The organism is Nocardioides sp. (assembly GCF_031397825.1).
Classification (GTDB): domain Bacteria; phylum Actinomycetota; class Actinomycetes; order Propionibacteriales; family Nocardioidaceae; genus Nocardioides.
On record NZ_JANNML010000126.1, the window covers coordinates 1 to 15,914 of the forward strand.

At 71.9% G+C, this 15,914-nt stretch carries 10 protein-coding genes and 2 pseudogenes; 4 read left to right on the top strand and 8 right to left on the bottom strand.

Annotated elements, in window-relative coordinates:
- The first annotated feature begins 11 nt into the window (after positions 1-11).
- Positions 12-344, top strand: coding sequence for an SET domain-containing protein-lysine N-methyltransferase (locus RMN98_RS21045; RefSeq protein WP_397209387.1), 333 nt, complete (start codon positions 12-14; stop codon positions 342-344).
- 27 nt (positions 345-371) lie between these two features.
- Here the strand turns inward: RMN98_RS21045 and RMN98_RS21050 are convergent.
- The 6 genes and pseudogenes from RMN98_RS21050 to RMN98_RS11015 all read right to left on the bottom strand — a co-directional run.
- Positions 372-731: pseudogene (locus RMN98_RS21050) on the bottom strand (NAD(P)/FAD-dependent oxidoreductase); the annotation flags it as partial.
- Between the two features lie 178 nt (positions 732-909).
- Complete coding sequence (locus tag RMN98_RS10995) at positions 910-1,653, bottom strand: hypothetical protein (protein WP_309648859.1); 744 nt, start codon at positions 1,651-1,653, stop codon at positions 910-912.
- Positions 1,654-1,696: 43 nt separating this feature from the next.
- Complete coding sequence (gene sigM, locus RMN98_RS11000; RefSeq protein ID WP_309648860.1) at positions 1,697-2,377, bottom strand: RNA polymerase sigma factor SigM; 681 nt, start codon at positions 2,375-2,377, stop codon at positions 1,697-1,699.
- A complete protein-coding gene (locus RMN98_RS11005; protein WP_309648861.1) occupies positions 2,370-4,265 on the bottom strand; it encodes a protein kinase family protein in 1,896 nt (631 codons plus the stop codon). The genes sigM and RMN98_RS11005 overlap by 8 nt, the downstream gene beginning before the upstream one ends.
- Before the next feature lie 67 nt (positions 4,266-4,332).
- Positions 4,333-6,009, bottom strand: a complete 1,677-nt coding sequence (gene murJ / locus RMN98_RS11010; RefSeq protein ID WP_309648862.1) for a murein biosynthesis integral membrane protein MurJ — start codon at positions 6,007-6,009, stop codon at positions 4,333-4,335.
- Positions 6,006-8,204, bottom strand: a complete 2,199-nt coding sequence (locus tag RMN98_RS11015) for a DUF6049 family protein (protein ID WP_309648863.1) — start codon at positions 8,202-8,204, stop codon at positions 6,006-6,008. The genes murJ and RMN98_RS11015 overlap by 4 nt, the downstream gene beginning before the upstream one ends.
- 41 nt (positions 8,205-8,245) lie before the next feature.
- On the opposite strand from RMN98_RS11015, the gene RMN98_RS11020 reads away from it, so the two are divergent.
- The 3 genes from RMN98_RS11020 (at position 8,246) to RMN98_RS11030 (ending at position 11,367) form a co-directional block, all read left to right on the top strand.
- Positions 8,246-9,703, top strand: coding sequence for a CCA tRNA nucleotidyltransferase (locus tag RMN98_RS11020; protein ID WP_309648864.1), 1,458 nt, complete (start codon positions 8,246-8,248; stop codon positions 9,701-9,703).
- A complete protein-coding gene (locus RMN98_RS11025) occupies positions 9,700-10,647 on the top strand; it encodes a pyridoxal-phosphate dependent enzyme (protein WP_309648865.1) in 948 nt (315 codons plus the stop codon). The genes RMN98_RS11020 and RMN98_RS11025 overlap by 4 nt, the downstream gene beginning before the upstream one ends.
- 240 nt (positions 10,648-10,887) lie before the next feature.
- A complete protein-coding gene (locus RMN98_RS11030) occupies positions 10,888-11,367 on the top strand; it encodes an SRPBCC family protein (RefSeq protein ID WP_309648866.1) in 480 nt (159 codons plus the stop codon).
- A 162-nt stretch (positions 11,368-11,529) separates the two neighbouring features.
- Here the strand turns inward: RMN98_RS11030 and RMN98_RS11035 are convergent, their stop codons facing one another.
- The gene (locus RMN98_RS11035) at positions 11,530-15,099 is read right to left on the bottom strand and encodes a PKD domain-containing protein (RefSeq protein WP_309648867.1); all 3,570 of its coding nucleotides are present in this window, start codon (positions 15,097-15,099) and stop codon (positions 11,530-11,532) included.
- 236 nt (positions 15,100-15,335) lie between these two features.
- Positions 15,336-15,914: pseudogene (locus RMN98_RS11040) on the bottom strand (inositol-3-phosphate synthase); the annotation flags it as partial.

The following is a 15,914-nucleotide window of genomic DNA, read 5'->3' on the forward strand; positions in this document are numbered from 1 at the left end:
TGCTCGACGAGGTGTCGGTCGCTGCCAACCATTCGTGCGACCCGAACCTCGGCATCCGCGGCGACGGCGACCTCGTCGCCCTGCGGCCGATCGCCGCCGGCGACGAGCTCACCTACGACTACTCGCTCACCGTGCCCCGCAACGTCTTCACGCGCACCTGGCACCTGGCGTGCGCGTGCGGGGCGGATCGATGCCGGCGCGACGTCGGCAACGTCGACACCGTGCCGATCGACGTGCTGCAGCGCTACCTCGCCGCGGGCGCAGTGCCCGACCTCACCGCACGGCGCGTGCGCGAGCGCGTCGCGGCCGACCTCAGTGGCGGATGCGGACCGAGAGGCACGTGACGCAACCGTCGAGCTTCTCGAACTCGGCCCGAGCTTGCGGTAGCCCGAGCCCATCGCCAGGATCACGGCACGGGCCTGGTAGGTGTCGGTGGCGGTCTTCACGATCTTGATGTCACCGGTGAGGTCGAACTCGACGACGTCGTCGGCCACCAGCTCGGCGCCGAAACGCTCGGCCTGGCCGCGCATCTCGTCCATCAGGGCCGGGCCCATGATGCCGTCGCGGAAGCCGGGGAAGTTCTCGACCTCGGTGGTGTTCATCAACGCACCGCCGGCGGTCACCGACCCCTCGAAGAGGAGGGGGTTCAGGCTCGCACGCGCGGCGTAGACCGCGGCGGTGTAGCCGGAGGGGCCGGAGCCGATGATGATCACGTTGCGGGTCTCAGACATGCCGTCCATCTCTCGTCGCTGATCGGGACTGATCGTGGTGTGCGGGGCGACCCCTCACGGGTCGCACCTGCTACAACCGATCGTAGGCGAGCGTTCTTCCCGGCCACCGCCCCGCTCACGCCGAGACGTCGCCGGTCGGGTGCCGGTCGGGTGCCGGTCGGCCTCGGTCCGGCGCGGCTCAGCTCCCGGGCAGGGTCACCGAGCGCAGGATGTCGGCGGTGCCGCACTGGAGCAGGTCGACGACCTGGGTGTCGCCCGCGGCCGGGCGGAAGGCCAGGACGGCCGGGTTGCCGGCGTACTGCACGACGTAGAGGTCGCCCGCGCCCCAGTCCGCGGGCTCGCACATCGCCGATCCTGCCGCGTCGAGGGAGCCGTCCTCACGTCCGGTGGGTGCCTCGGCAGCCAGGCTGGACAAGGCGACCCGGTTGCGCACGCGGGCCACGTCGTCGGCGAAGAACGCCGCTCGGATCCGGGTCGGTCGCCCGCGCTTGAGGTCGTAGGCGGCACTGCCGTCCTCGGTGAACGGGGCCGGCGGCGCCTCGGCGGGGGCGGGGGCCTCGGCACTGCTCGCGGCACCGGAGTCGAGGAGCTCGTCCTGGGTGGCGGCCTCGGGAGCGGCGCCCGCGGCCGTGCTGTCCGCAGCGGTGTCCGAGGGACCGGGGGACAGTTGGCTGGCCCCGACGCCCACGGCGACGACGGCGGCGGCAGCGACGAGCAACGTCGTGACCTTGCGGCGCCGGCGCGAGGCCAGGGCGACGACCTCGGCGGGGTCGTGGTCGAGATCCCCGTCGGCCAGTCGCCCCAGCACCCGGTCCAGCCGTCCGGCCACGTCGCCCGGGATCGGCTCGTCGACGCGCGCCTCGGCCAGCAGGCGGCGTACGCGCTCTTCCTGCTCGGGGCTCAGCTCGCGATCCTCGGACACGGGGCGGATTCTCCTGGTGGTGGACGGACGGGTGGGAAGCGGGTCAGTCGGCCTGGGGCGGGGCCCTCGGCGAGCGTGTTGATCGGACGGGGGCGGCGACCGGCGGGTTCCGCGGCGGATCGTGGTCCTGCTCACGGCCGGGGGCCAGGAGCTCCAGGGCGACCGCCAGCCGGGCGCGTCCGCGCGAGCACCGCGACTTCACCGTCCCCTCGGCGCAGTCGAGCATCAGGGCCACCTCGGCGACCGGATAGCCCTCCATGTCGACCAGCACGAGCGCAGCACGCTGCTCGGCCGGCAGCTCCGCGAGGGCCGCGAGGACCCGGTCGCGCCGCTCGTCGCGCACGGCCAGGTCGGCCGGGTCGGCGGTGGCCTCGGTGTGGGCGGTGAGGGCCCCGCGGTCGCCGTGCTGCTCGAGGTCGTCGGGCAGCGGGTCGGCCCGGCGCACCTTGGCGGCGCGGATCCGGTCGAGGCAAGCGTTGACGACGACGCGGTGCAGCCACGTGGTGACCTGGGCCTCGCCGCGGAAGGAGGCGGCGCGGCGGTAGGCGGCGACCATGCCGTCCTGGAGCCCGTCGGCGGCGTCCTCCGGGTTGCCCATCGTGCGCAGCGCCACCGCCCACAGCCGGTCGCGGTGGCGGCGGAAGAGGACGCCGAAGGCCTCGCTGTCACCCTCGACGTGGGCGCGCAGGAGCGCGGCGTCGGTCGGGTCCAGGTCGTCACTCACCGCGCACCGTCACCTCGGCCACGCTCCCGCGGAAGCGGCCGTCGTCCTGGAGGGGGAGCGCGGTCAGCCACACGACCAGGAAACGCCCGGTCGTGTCGTCCGGCAGCTCGAGGTCGAGGCTCTCGCCGTCGGCGGTGCCGCTCACGGCGGGCTCGAGGTCGCGTACGCCGTCGGGGGCTGCGTCGGTGACGTAGAGCGACACCGACGTCGGGGAGCCGACCAGGTCGAGGGCCACCGACGACACCGTGCGCTCGCCGTTGAGGTCGATGGTCAACCCCACGCCGGTCTTCAGCCCGACCGGACCGAGCTGCTCGTTGTAGCTGGAGGTCGCCCACGTCGTGGCCGGGTCGCCGTCCACGACCAGCGGCGCGTCCTCGCTGTTCTCGCCACCGTCGGTGCCTTGGGGATCGAGGTCCTCGGCGACCAGCCCCCCGAGAGGTACGGCGGCACTCGGGGTGCTCGTGGCGCTCGCGCTGGGCGTGGGTTCGGCCGGGGCCGGCTCGGTGCCGAGGACGGTCTTGCCGCGACCGAGGTTGTAGGCGACCACCATCGCCACGAGCAGCAGCAGGCAGGCGGCGATGAGCATGGCCAGGCGCAACCAGCTGCGCCCGGGGGGTGGCTCGTCGTCGACGACCGGCGTGAGGCCGCGCCCGGTGGTGCGACCGGGCCCGGTCGCGGACTCCCACGGCCAGAAGTTGCTCCCGGTCGAGGTGGTGGCGGCGCCGGGTCGCGGTCGTCGTACGGGCTCGCCGCTGGCGGGCTCCGGGGCGAAGAGGGGACGCTCCGGCGGCTCCTCGAAGGGCGGTGGGGGAGGAGGCGGGGTCGTGCGTGACTCCAGCCACGACACGTCGTCGTTGTCGTCGCCGAAGATCGGCAGCCCGGCCTGCGTGGCCAGCTCGGCGGGGGCTGCGGGCTCGACCTCGCCGCCGCCGGTGCCCTCGGAGTCGTCGTCGTCGGCCGACTCGGTGAGCGGCACCGCCTGCGTGACCGCGGGCATCTCGGCGCTGTCGCGGGCGGGGATGTCGGGGACGGCCGGCAGGACGAGGAACTGCTCCTCGTGGTGGGCCGGGAGGCCGGCGAGCAGGGCCTCGGAGATGCCGACCGGGTCACCGACGTAGTCGGCGAGGTAGAGGCTGATCTCGCTGGCCGTCGTCGGAGCGATCAGCTCGCGGTGCCGGGCGGAGGCGCGGGCGGCGCCGTCGCCCGAGGCGTGCAGGACCGCGTCGCAGAGGGCGTCGAGGCTGCGGGGCACACCCGCGCGGACCTGGCGGGGACGCAGGACCTCGCCGTGCTCGGCCGGGGCGCGGGGGACCGCCGAGGCGGAGACGCCGGCCCACTTGCCGGTGAGGCCGCAGTAGAGCAGCCCGGCCAGGTCGGCGATGTCGCTCTCGACGCGGGAGCCGGTCAGTCCGTGCATGGCGGCGTCGACGGAGAAGCCGATCACCCGGATCTCGCCGTTGCGGTCGACCATGACGTTCTCGGGGACCAGACGCCCGTGGGTGACCCCTGCCTCGTGGGCGCGGGCCACCGAGTCGGCGACCTCGCCCGCGACCCACGCGGCCCGGCGCGGCGGCAGCGGACCACCGGCCACGAGGATGTCCAGGGACGTGCCCGAGCCCCACTCGTTCACCACGAAGACCAGTCCGTCGTCGGTGTCGGCGTCCAGGACGCGCAGAATCCGCCGGTCGAGGATCATCGCCGACCGGCGGGCCGCCTCGAGGAGCCCCGGCGCCCGCGGGTCGTCCGCGGCGATGACGTGCAGCGCGACGTGGCGCTCCAGCACGCGGTCGTGGGCTCGCCAGAACCGTCCGCCCCCACTCTCGGTGAGCAGATCCACGAGTCGATAGCGGTCGGCGAGCACGTCGCCGGGCCGGATCGAGTGCGGCACTACCGTCCCTTCACGTCCGTGTGCGGTGCTGTCCTGGTCGTTCGGTCTGAGCCATCGTAGGAGCAGTTCACGATCGCCGGGTGCGACCGAGCCTGCTGGTCACCGTGTCGATGACCGACGTCACCTCACGCAGGCGCATCAGCCGCGCCAGCACGACGAAGAGGACGACGTCCACGCCCGTCACCAGCATCGCCCGCAGCGCCGCGAGCGGCCACGGGGGTTCCTCGGCGAGCGTGCGCAGGCCCAGCGCCAGCGCGCCGGCCACGGCCGTCGAGATCGCGACGGCGATGACCAGCCGCACGAGGAAGCGCACGAGGCGCGGGCTCTCGAGTCCGCCGAGACGAGCGCGCAGGACGGTGTAGGAGACGGCCGAGCCGACGGCGTACGCCGCGGTGTAGGCGAGGACCAGCGCGGGGGAGGTCTGCTCGAGGCTGGTGCGGCCCACGAGGACGACGGCGGCGACGATGTTGGTGGTGGCGACCGCGACCTGGATGAGGAAGACCGTGCGCGTCTCCTCCAGGGCGTAGAAGCCGCGCAGGACGAGGTAGTGGACGGTGAAGAAGACCAGCCCGCCGCCGAAGAGCGCCAGCGAGGGCACGTAGCGCGGGAAGTCGTCGGCGCCGGCGCCGTGACCCCACACGACGTTGGCGACGTCGAGGGCGATGACCGGCATCAGCGCCGCGAACGGGACGACCACGGCGAGCGCGGTGCGCAGCGTCGTGGTCAGCGACGACGCGAGGCCGGCGAGGTCCTGGGCGGCGGCGTGGGCGGAGAGTCCCGGCAGGATCGCGGTGGCCAGGGAGACCGTGATGATCGAGTGCGGCACCATCATGATCAGGAAGGCCGACGAGTAGATCGTGATGCCGGTGCCCTCGCCGCCCGAGGCGGTGCCGCTGCTCGCGAGGTTGACCACCACGACGTAGGCGACCTGGTTGGCGATGACGAAGAGCACCGTCCACACGCCCAGGCGCAGGGTGTGGCCGAGCCCGGCGTTGCGGAAGTCGAAGCGGGGCCGGTAGGTGAAGCCGGCCTTGCGCAGGTAGGGAACCAGGATGATCAGCTGAGCGGCGATGCCGAGCGTCGAGCCGAGACCGAGCAGCAGCTCCTGGTCGGCGCTGAACGGACCGACCTTCTCGGCACCCTGGGCGGCGCCGTAGACGACGAGGTAGACGACCAGCACCGCCACCGAGAGCACGTTGTTGGCGATCGGCGCCCACATCATCGGCCCGAAACGCCCCCGGGAGTTGAGGATCTGCCCGACCAGCACGAACATCCCGTAGAAGAAGACCTGCGGCAAGCAGTAGCGGGCGAAGTCGATGGCCGACTGCCGTTGCCCGGCGAGGTCAGCGGTGGAGTACTGGTCGCTGAGGACCAGGTCCATCACCAGCGGAGCGGCGACGACCAGGACCACCGTGACGACCCCGAGGAACAGCGCGGCCAGGGTGATCACCCGGTTGGTGTAGGCCTCGCCGCCATCCGCGTCGTTCTTCATCGCCCGCACCAGCTGCGGCACGAGCACGGCGTTGAAGACGCCCCCGGCCAGCAGGATGTAGAGCATGGTGGGGATCGTGTTGGCGATCGTGAAGATGTCGGCGTGCAGCGAGACGCCGAGGGCGGCGACCAGCAGCGTCGAGCGCACGAAACCGCTCAGCCGGGACACCACGGTGCCGGCCGCCATCACCGCGCTGGAGGCGAGGACCTGCTGCTGGTCCTCGGCCGCCCGTGCCTCGTCGGGCGCGCTCACGTGGCCTCGCCCGGGTCGGCCTCGGGGGGCTCGTGACGGCGCCGGAAGCGCCGCACCAGCCGCACCCCGATGGCGAGGAGGAGGATGCCGGCGCCGGAGGCGAGGACGACCCAGATGATCGTGCTGACCTGGCCGGAGCGGATCGGCAGCTGGTCGGAGGAGCCGAGGCGCCGGCCGTCGGTGTCGGTGACGTAGAGGGTGACGCTGTGGACCCCCAGCCGCAGGGTCCGGGCCCGGAGCAGGATCGTGGTCTGGCTGTCCGCGGCCAGCTGGATCTCCTCGGAGTCAGAGACGACGATGCCGGCGTCGGTGCGGGCAGTGACGACCACCGTGACGGGCTCGTCGAGCGCATTGGTGAGGGTGGGCGCGAAGTTGCCGCTGGCGCCCGAGAGGGTCACCCCGGGGGGAGCGTCGACCTGGACGGAGCCCAGGCGGGCGTCGATCCAGGTGCGGGAGGCGACCACGGCCTGACGGGCGGAGCGCGGCGCCTCGCGGGCGGCGTACGACGCGCTGCTGAGGGCCTGCTCGGTGACGACCGAGGCGACCTGGTCGTTGCGGGTGAGCAGGTTCTGCAGCTTCTCGCCGGCGGTCACGAGGCCCTCGACCGCGGCGAAGGAGCGCTCGTCGAGCTCCCGCTCGGCCTGGCGGTCGGGGTAGGTGAGCTCGGTGGCGTCGACAGGTGCCGCGACTCGGGCGGTGGCATCGGAGACCGGGCTGAGGTCGAGCCAGGTGGGGGCGAGACCGTCGAAGAAGACGTTGACGTCCTCGGGGTTCCACTGGACGGGCAGCATCATGACCAGCGGCTGGTCGTCGTCCTCCAGGACCCGGACGGCCGCCTCGCTGAGCAGGCGCTGGCGCAGCCCGATCGCCGAGAGCCGCTCACCGGGGAGCGGGCCGCCGGAGGCCGCACCGGTGGAGGTGACGACCAGCCGGTGCCCGTCCGACTCGGCCACGGCGGGCGGGTCGTCGCCGAACATCCGGTCGGTGACCAGGATGGTGGAGTCGGGGGTGGCCATGTCGATGCCGGCGGCGTCCATGTAGCCGCTGGGCGAGCCGATCCCCGGCGTGGTGCTCACGCCCCACGCCTCGAGCAGGGCGCTGGTGCGGGACACGGCGAGCTCGTAGAGCGCCGGGTCGTGCTGGGCGCTGGCGGCGACGTCGAGGTCGCCGTAGGGGAGCGTCAGCACCTGGTCGTCGGCGACGGACTCCTCGAGGTCGGCCAACCAGGTGCTGGCGGTCTCGGCGAGGGCCGCGGCCTCGGGGTCGAGCAGGTCGCTCGGCTCGTCGGTCGCGTCGTCGGTCGGCTGCTCGTCCGGATCGGCCGGGCTGATGGTCGCCGAGGGACTGGTCGAGGGCGTCAGGTCCGGGTCGTCCGGGTCGGCCGGCTGGGTGGGGGACAGCGAGCGGGCCGGGTTGCCGGCCGCGAGGCGTCGTACGGCGTCGAGCAGCGCGGGGTCGATCAGCCACGTCACCGGCTGGTCGCCGGCGGCCGCGCCGAGGTCGACCAGTCCGCGCATCCGACCGCCGTCCTCGAGGGTGCGGGCCCAGTCGTCGGTGTTGGCGATCGCCCCGTCGGCCTCGTGGGCGATGTAGCGGCGCAGGGGGATGACGATCCCGGTCTCGACCGAGCCCTCGACGTTCGCCGGCACGTAGGGCAGGAAGGTGCGGGCCCGACCGTCGGCCACGGCGTCGCGCGGGACCGGGCCCTCGCCCAGCGCGTGCACGCCAAACCAGTAGACGCCGCGCCGGTCGAGGGGGATGGAGGAGCGCGGGACCGTGATGGTGAAGAAGTAGGACTCGCCCGGCTCGAGCTCCTCGACGGTGTCGAACGGGCCGGAGTCGGTGATCCGGCCACCGACCTCCTGGTCGACGGGGACCTTCGCGGCCTCGGCCAGCTCGTCGGAGGTCGTCATCGGCTGGTCGCCGACGAAGGGGTAGAGGTTGATCGTCGACCAGGTCTCGATGTCGATGTTGGTGATCGTGCCGGTGATCCGGATCGGGCCCTCGCGGGGCACGACCGACGGTGAGACGGTGGTCAGCTCGATCGACAGTGGCTCGAGGGTGCGGATCGGTGCGGGTGCGGGTGCGGCCGGCGCCGCGGAGGCCGGTGCCACGCCCACGGAGAGGCAGGCCAGCAGCGGCAGGCTCCTGATCGCTGCGCCCAGGGCGCGACGAAATAGGGGAGACCGGACCACGACGCGAGCCTATCGGCCCCGACGCCCTAGACTCGTCGGCCGTGCCCGACGCCCCGTTCCAGACCCTGAGCATCGTCGAGGTCCAGCGCGCCGTCGAGACGGAGCTGGACCGGATCGCCCCGGTCATCGACGACCTCGGACGTCTCTTCAACGACGCGGGCCACGAGCTCGCCCTGGTCGGCGGACCCGTCCGCGACGCGATGCTCGGCCGTCGGCACCACGACCTGGACTTCGCGACCTCCGCGCATCCCGACGACACCGAGCGGCTGCTCAAGGCGTGGGGCGACGCCACCTGGGACATGGGCCGCGACTTCGGCACCATCGGTTGCCGCAAGGGCGACTGGATCGTCGAGGTCACGACCTACCGCTCCGAGGTCTACGACGCCTCCTCCCGCAAGCCCGACGTCGACTTCGGCGACTCGCTCGCCGGCGACCTGGGCCGACGTGACTTCACCGTCAACGCGATGGCTGTGGCGGTCCCGGGCCGGGTCATCGAGGATCCCTTCGGTGGTGTGGTCGACCTGGCCCACCGCGTGCTGCGCACACCCGGTCGTCCGGAGGACTCCTTCTCCGACGACCCACTGCGGATGATGCGCGCCGCGCGCTTCGCCGCCCAGCTCGGCTTCACCGTCGACCCGGCGGTGGTGGAGGCGATGACCGCGATGGCCGACCGGATCGAGATCATCTCCGCCGAGCGGGTGCGAGACGAGCTGGTCAAGCTCGTCTGCGCGCCGCACCCCCGCCTCGGCCTCACGCTCCTGGTGGAGACCGGACTGGCGCAGCGGGTGCTGCCCGAGCTGCCCGCGCTCGCCCTGGAGCGCGACGAGCACCACCGCCACAAGGACGTCTACGAGCACACCCTCACCGTGCTCGAGCAGGCCATCGACCTCGAGTCCCGTCTGGGCGGCGAGCCCGACTTCGTCTCGCGCTTCGCGGCCCTGATGCACGACGTGGGCAAGCCGCGCACGCGCACGTTCGTCGACGACGGCACCGTCACCTTCCACCACCACGACGTCGTGGGCGCCAAGATCACCCGCAAGCGGATGAAGGCGCTGAAGTTCTCCAACGACGAGACCGACGCGGTCAGCAAGCTGGTCGAGCTGCACCTGCGCTTCCACGGTTACGGCAACGGCGAGTGGACCGACTCCGCCGTCCGTCGTTACGTGCGCGACGCCGGCGACCAGCTCGAGCGGCTGCACGTGCTCACGCGGGCCGACTGCACGACCCGCAACCAGCGCAAGGCCGACCGGCTGCGTCGTACCTATGACGGGCTGGAGGAGCGCATCGCGCGGCTGCGTGAGCAGGAGGATCTCGAGTCGATCCGGCCCGACCTCGACGGCAACCAGATCATGGAGATCCTCGGGATCGGCCCCGGCCGCGAGGTCGGTCAGGCCTATCAGCACCTGCTGAAGGTGCGGATGGACGACGGTCCGCAGAGCGAGGAGCAGGCCCGCGCGGTCCTGCTGGCCTGGTGGGCCGCGCGGGTGCCCTCGTCGTGAGCGTGCTGGCCGCGCGTTGTCCGGGACTGGGTCACGTGGCGCTCGGCTCCGCGCCGACGCCGGTGCGCCCGCTCGAGCTCGGCTTCGACACCGAGGTGTGGCTCAAGGACGAGGCGGCGTTCGGCGACGGCGCCTGGGGCGGCAACAAGGTCCGCAAGCTGGAGTGGATCATCCCCGAGGCCCAGCAGCGCGGGACCACGACGCTCTTCACCGTCGGAGGCATCGGCACGCACTGGGGCCTGGCCTGCGCTCTCTACGGCCGTGAGCACGGCCTGCGCACCGTGCTCGGCCTGGTCGACCAGCCCGTCGACGACCACGTGCGAGACCAGCTCGCCCGCCTGCAGGCCTCGGGTGCCCGGATCTACCGCTTCCCCTCGACGCTGCGGCTCAAGCTGGCGGCGCCGTGGATCCTCGCCAAGCACCGGCCGTGGTACCTCCCGGCCGGCGGCTCCAACGCCTTCGGCACCCTCGGCTACGTCGACGTGGCGCTCGAGATCGCCGCGCAGGTGGCTTCGGGCGACCTGCCCGAGCCGGCCACGATGGTGGTGCCCGTCGGGTCGGGTGGCACGGTCACGGGCCTGACCCTCGGCTTCCGGGTGGCGGGCCTGCGCACCCGCGTGCTCGGCGCGGTCGTCAACGACATGCTCCCCCTCGACGCGGTCGCGATGGCCCGGCTGGCCCGGCAGACCTCGACGCTGCTGCGCGAGCGCGGGATGTCGCAGGTGCCCGCCCTGTCTCCCGACGACTTCGACCTGAGGCCCGACTGGCTCGGCACGACGTACGGCGACCCGACCCCGGCCTCCGTCGCCGAGGTCACCCGCGCTGCCACGGCCGGTCTCGAGCTCGAGCCGGTCTACACCGGCAAGGCCCTCGCTGCCGTCCGCTCCCTCGGCTGCGCCCTCCCCGGCCCGGTGCTCTGGCTCAACACGCACGGGCCTCGCTGACGGCTGGTGGCACGAGTGGCGGGCGCTCGCGAGAGTCGTGTGCCGCAGAACGACCCCAGGCGCTGCCTGGGACACACGACCCGTCGGAGGCGACCGCCAGGCCGGTCCGACCTGCGCAGTCGTGTGCCCGATGCAGCGGCAGCGCGCTGCCGCCGCCACACGACCCGACCGGGGCGACCGCCAGCCACGTGGCGACGATCACACAGACGCGGCCGACATACCGAGGGTAGGTTGCGCGGCATGGCAGACACCCAGCACGCCCAGCTCGAGGCGACCATCGAGATCGACGCACCTCCCGCCCAGGTCTGGGCGCTCGTCACCGACCTGACCGCGATGTCCGCGCGCAGCCCGCAGGTCGTGCGCACCACCGTCAAGGGGGGTGCGGTCGCCCAGGGCGTGAAGTTCTCCAACCTCAACCGCAAGGGCCTGCTCTTCTGGCCGACCAAGGGCAAGGTCGTGCGCTTCACGCCGCACGAGGACTTCGCCTTCCGGATCGCCGAGAACAAGACGATCTGGTCCTTCCAGCTCACCCCCACCGCCACCGGCGGCACCACGGTGACGCACCGTCGCGAGACCCCCGACGGCATCTCGGGCGTCTCGCTCAACCTGACCAAGTACGTCCTCGGCGGGGTCCCGAAGTTCACCGAGGAGCTGCGCACCGGCATGGCCGAGACGCTCGCCGCCCTCAAGAAGGACGCCGAGGGCGCCCGGGCTGCCTGATCCTCGCCGCGGCTTCTTGTAACACGCTGTCCACCCATCTGGCAGAACGCTGCAACGGTCTCGTAGATGAGCAGACGACGTGTTACATGAGTCGACGCCAGCACGCCGAAGGCCCTCCCGCACCATGCGGGAGGGCCTTCGGCCATAGGGGAGTACGCCGGGTCAGGTCACCGTCAGCGTGTAGGCCGCGATGTGGAACCGTCCCTGGGGGTCGGTGACCCGCAGGCGCACCCGGTAGGTGCCCGGGTTGTCGAACGCGTGGCTGGCCTTGACCCCCACGGCGTCCTTGGCCGGCTCGCCGTTGTCCCAGCTCCACACGTAGTCGAGCAAGCGCTGCGTCTCCTTGTCACTGCTCCGCGACCCGTCGAAGGCCACCGTGGTGCCGGCCGGGACGGTCGTGCGCGAGGCGGTGATGCGGGCCGTCGGGCGGGTGTTCTTCGGGGTCGCGGGGACGCCGTAGCCGTAGTTGAACGTCCCGCAGCCCTTGCCGACGGTGAAGCGCACGGTGCCGGTGAGGTCGCCGTTGGACACCGTCGGCCCGTTGCCGGCGCCCTTCATCGAGAGCACCTTGAAGCGCAGGCAGTCGTACTGGAAGCGCCACGGGTTGGCCACGCCGGAGTAGCGCGGGTCGACCGAGGAGTTGGCCGGGTCGCTGTAGTTGTCGGTGTGGCCCCGGCCGAAGTCCGAGAAGGCCGCGCGACCGACGGCGGCCGTGAAGGCCGCGTCGTCCAGGTCCGGCGTGGTGCTGCCGGGCTCGGGCTTGGCGTCCAGCGGCGACTGCGCCGGCGGGTCGTCGGTGCCGGCGTTGCCGTAGCCGTGCGCCTCGTCGGTGTAGAGCAGCGACAGGCCCGGCTGGAAGCCGATCGGGTCACGGTCGATCTGGCCCTCACCGTCGAGGTCGAAGCCGGAGCGGTCGCGCAGCTCGACGTAGTAGGCGTGGTCGAACTCCGCCTCGGCTCCGGCCTTCACGTACTGCCAGCCCTTCGTGCAGTCGCCACCCGGGTTGTCGGCCTGGCAGCCACCGTTGAACACGAACGGGTCGTCGGGCGAGCCGTTCTTCTCGAAGTCGGAGCGGTAGATCACCTTTGAGCCCGCCTTGACCACGATGTCGTCGATGAACCAGCCCGGACGGGCCAGGCCCGGGTCGGTGGAGTAGCTGAAGCGCAGCACCGGGGTCTTGGCGCCGGCCAGGTCGGAGATGTCGTAGGTGTCGGACACGAAGATCGGGGCCGGGGTGTTGCCGGCCTTGCGGTCGAGCGCCTCGGTACCGGCCTGGTAGGAGCCGGAGGTCCCGGTGATCCCGTTGTCGTACGCCGCCTGGCAGCCGTTCTGGTTGGGGTTGCCGGCCAGGGGGTCGGTGTTGGAGGTCGTGTAACCGTTGTCCGAGGCGTGCGAGGTGAAGGCCTTGCCGCCGTCCTTCGAGCTCAGCACGTAGCCGTAGTCGTAGTCCCACTCGATGTCCCAGTAGGACTTGAAGGAGACCGTGACGTCGGTGCCGGCGGGGACCTTCGACAGCGCGGGCAGGGAGAAGTCGAGGTTGCGACCGCCCCCGTCGGTGGCGCAGCCGAAGTCGTTGCCCGAGCCGCTGAACCACGCGTGCTTCTTGGTCGCGGTCGCACCGGTCGAGAAGACCAACGGGTCGAGCAGCTGGCGACCGGGGAGCTTGGCGACGTACATCCGCGAGTTGTGGACGATGCCGTCACGCCCGCGCTTGAGCGTGTAGCTCTTGCCCGCCGCGGTCTTCCACCTGATGACGCCGGTGTCCTGCTTGGAGTCGGGGATGTTCTTGATCGTGCGGGTGCCCTTGGTCAGGACCTCCGGCACCACCCAGCCGAGCTCCTGGCGCGAGAAGCCGTCCATGTTCTGCGACTTGTCGGTCGCCATGAGGTTCCAGTCGCCGTAGGTCTCGCGGCCGCCGAGGGAGTAGAAGTCCGGGAGTCCGAGCGAGTGGCCGTACTCGTGCGAGATGACCGAGGCCTTGTCGAGGGCGGTCTCGGGGTTGAGGTTGTAGGGACCGACGCGGACGAAGACCTTGTAGGGCGTCTTCTTGGTGGTCATCTTCGAGTAGCTCGTGGAGGTGTAGAAGAGCGGCTGGCCCTCGAGGTTCTTCAGCTGGTCGTCGGTCGTGAAGCCGGGCAGCCCGGTGACCGGGTCGGTGAGGTAGAACTCCAGCGAGGAGCTGTGCGGCCAGATGTTGTCGTAGGGCGCGGCGTCGGAGGGGGCGTCGGAGCAGGCGCCGAGCTGGGAGGCTCCGTTGCCGCCGCACCCGGCGAAGACGGCCATGAAGAAGTCGACGACGCCGTCCTTGTCGGTGTCGAAGTCGGAGTAGTCGATCTCGGGGTCGGACACGGCGACGGCGTCGGCGACGAGCTTGCCGGTCGGGCCGCAGCCGCTGTCGATCTGCTGGAGCGCGGCGACGCCGCCCAGGGCCCCGATCACGGCGGAGCCGTTGGCGTCCGCGCCGTACCACTGGGTCTGGCCGGGCAGGTTGTAGACGCCGTTGGTGATCCGCTCGGGGTAGAGGGCGCTGCCCTCCGCCGGGACCGGGGAGTCACCGAAGGTGGTGCCCGTGCAGGTGTTGGCCGTCGCCGGGTCGGTCTGCTGGAAGTCGAAGCCCGGGGCGTAGTTGAAGTCGGCGGTCGCGATGCCGGCCGACGGGACGGTGCCGTTGGGGTAGAGCTGGCCCAGCGACATCTCCTGGAAGAGGTTGAAGGTCGAACCCCTGAAGGACTTGGCGTTGATCACCTTGGCGAGGTCACCGCCGGAGTGGCCGGCGGTGTAGCTGCGGTCGGTGTACTGCACCGGGACGACGGGGAACGGGCGGTCGCCGTAGCGCGCGGTGTCGTAGACCTCCGCGGGCGGGATGACCTTGGGGCCGTGGCTGCGGACCGTGGAGCGCTTTCCCTTCGAGGCGAGCGTCGCGGTGCTCGACAGGTCGCGCCAGACCAGCGTGGGCAGCGCCTTGAGCGTCGCCGCACGGCTCTCGATCACCAGGACCGAGGTCTTCTTGGCACTGACCGGCTTGAGCCGCCAGGTGATCCGCGTCGGCCCGACCCTGCGGGTGCCGGCGCCGGTGGCGCTGAGGAACGTCGTGCCCTTCGGTGCACGCACCGTCACGACCGCGCCCGCGATGGCCTTCGAGGTGGGGTTGGTGACCAGGATCCGCGACGGGTAGCGCGCACCCGGCTTCACCCAGCCGACCGAGGAGACGAAGCTGTTGGTGATCTTGAGGCGCTTGGTCGTGCCGCGCACCGCGATCGGCGCCGAGCCTGCCTCGTCGGCCGCGAACCCGGCGTACGACGCGTCGATCGCGCGCAGGGCCAGGCTCAGGTCCGCAGGCCCCGCGAGGCCCGCGGTGAGCTCGCCGGGCACCGTGGTCGCGAACGAGCCGTCGTCATCGGCGGTGACGTCCTGGGTGCCCAGCAGCGAGCCCTCGGCATCGGTGACCGCGAGGGTGAAGCTCGCCGGGACGCCGGCGCCGAGACGGCCCACCACGCCCTCGGTGACCTTGCCGACCGTGCCGGAGACGGTGAACGGCTGGCCGGGGTCGATCGTGGAGGCCTGGCCGTCGAACACGACGCTCAGGAGCTTGGCCCCGAACGTCGCCCCGGGTGCGGGCTTCTGGTCGGCCGGCGGGGCCCCCGAGGAGGTGGGCGAGAGGACGACGGGGGTCGCGAGCCCGGCCAACAGGGCGGTGGTGACCGCTGCTGTCCGGAGGCGACGAGCGCGCACGGGAGTCATGGTGGTCCTTGGGTCGTGGGCCGCGCGGTGGCGCGGCGGTCGGGGACCCAACGATGCGGCGGCGGACGGGGTTACGTCCGGAGTTTCACGCAGCTGGCCGCAGATCCCCCGCCTGGGGGAAACCACGCCCGGACGACGTACGGTCGACATGCCACCGACCCGCCCGAGGAGTCCTCGGGCGGGTCGGTGGATGGAGCAGGTCGAGCAGGCTCAGACGGGCGGAGTGGTCACTCCTCGCCCTTGATGAACGCCTCGACGCGGCGGCGACCCTCGTCGTCGGGCAGCTGCACCGGCGGCGACTTCATCAGGTAGGACGACGCGGAGATGATCGGGCCACCGATGCCCCGGTCCTTGGCGATCTTGCAGGCGCGCAGGGCGTCGATGATGATGCCGGCCGAGTTGGGCGAGTCCCAGACCTCGAGCTTGTACTCGAGGTTGAGCGGGACGTCACCGAAGGCGCGACCCTCGAGGCGGACGTAGGCCCACTTGCGGTCGTCGAGCCAGGCGACGTAGTCGGACGGGCCGATGTGGACGTTCTTGTCGTTGACCAGGCCGGACAGCGAGCCGGTGAGGTTGGACGTGACGGCCTGGGTCTTGGAGACCTTCTTGGACTCCAGGCGCTCGCGCTCGAGCATGTTCTTGAAGTCCATGTTGCCGCCGACGTTGAGCTGGTAGGTGCGGTCCAGCGCGACGCCGCGGTCCTCGAACAGCTTGGCCATCACGCGGTGCGTGATGGTGGCGCCGACCTGCGACTTGATGTCGTCGCCGACGATCGGGACGCCGGCGTCCTCGAACTTCTTGGCCCA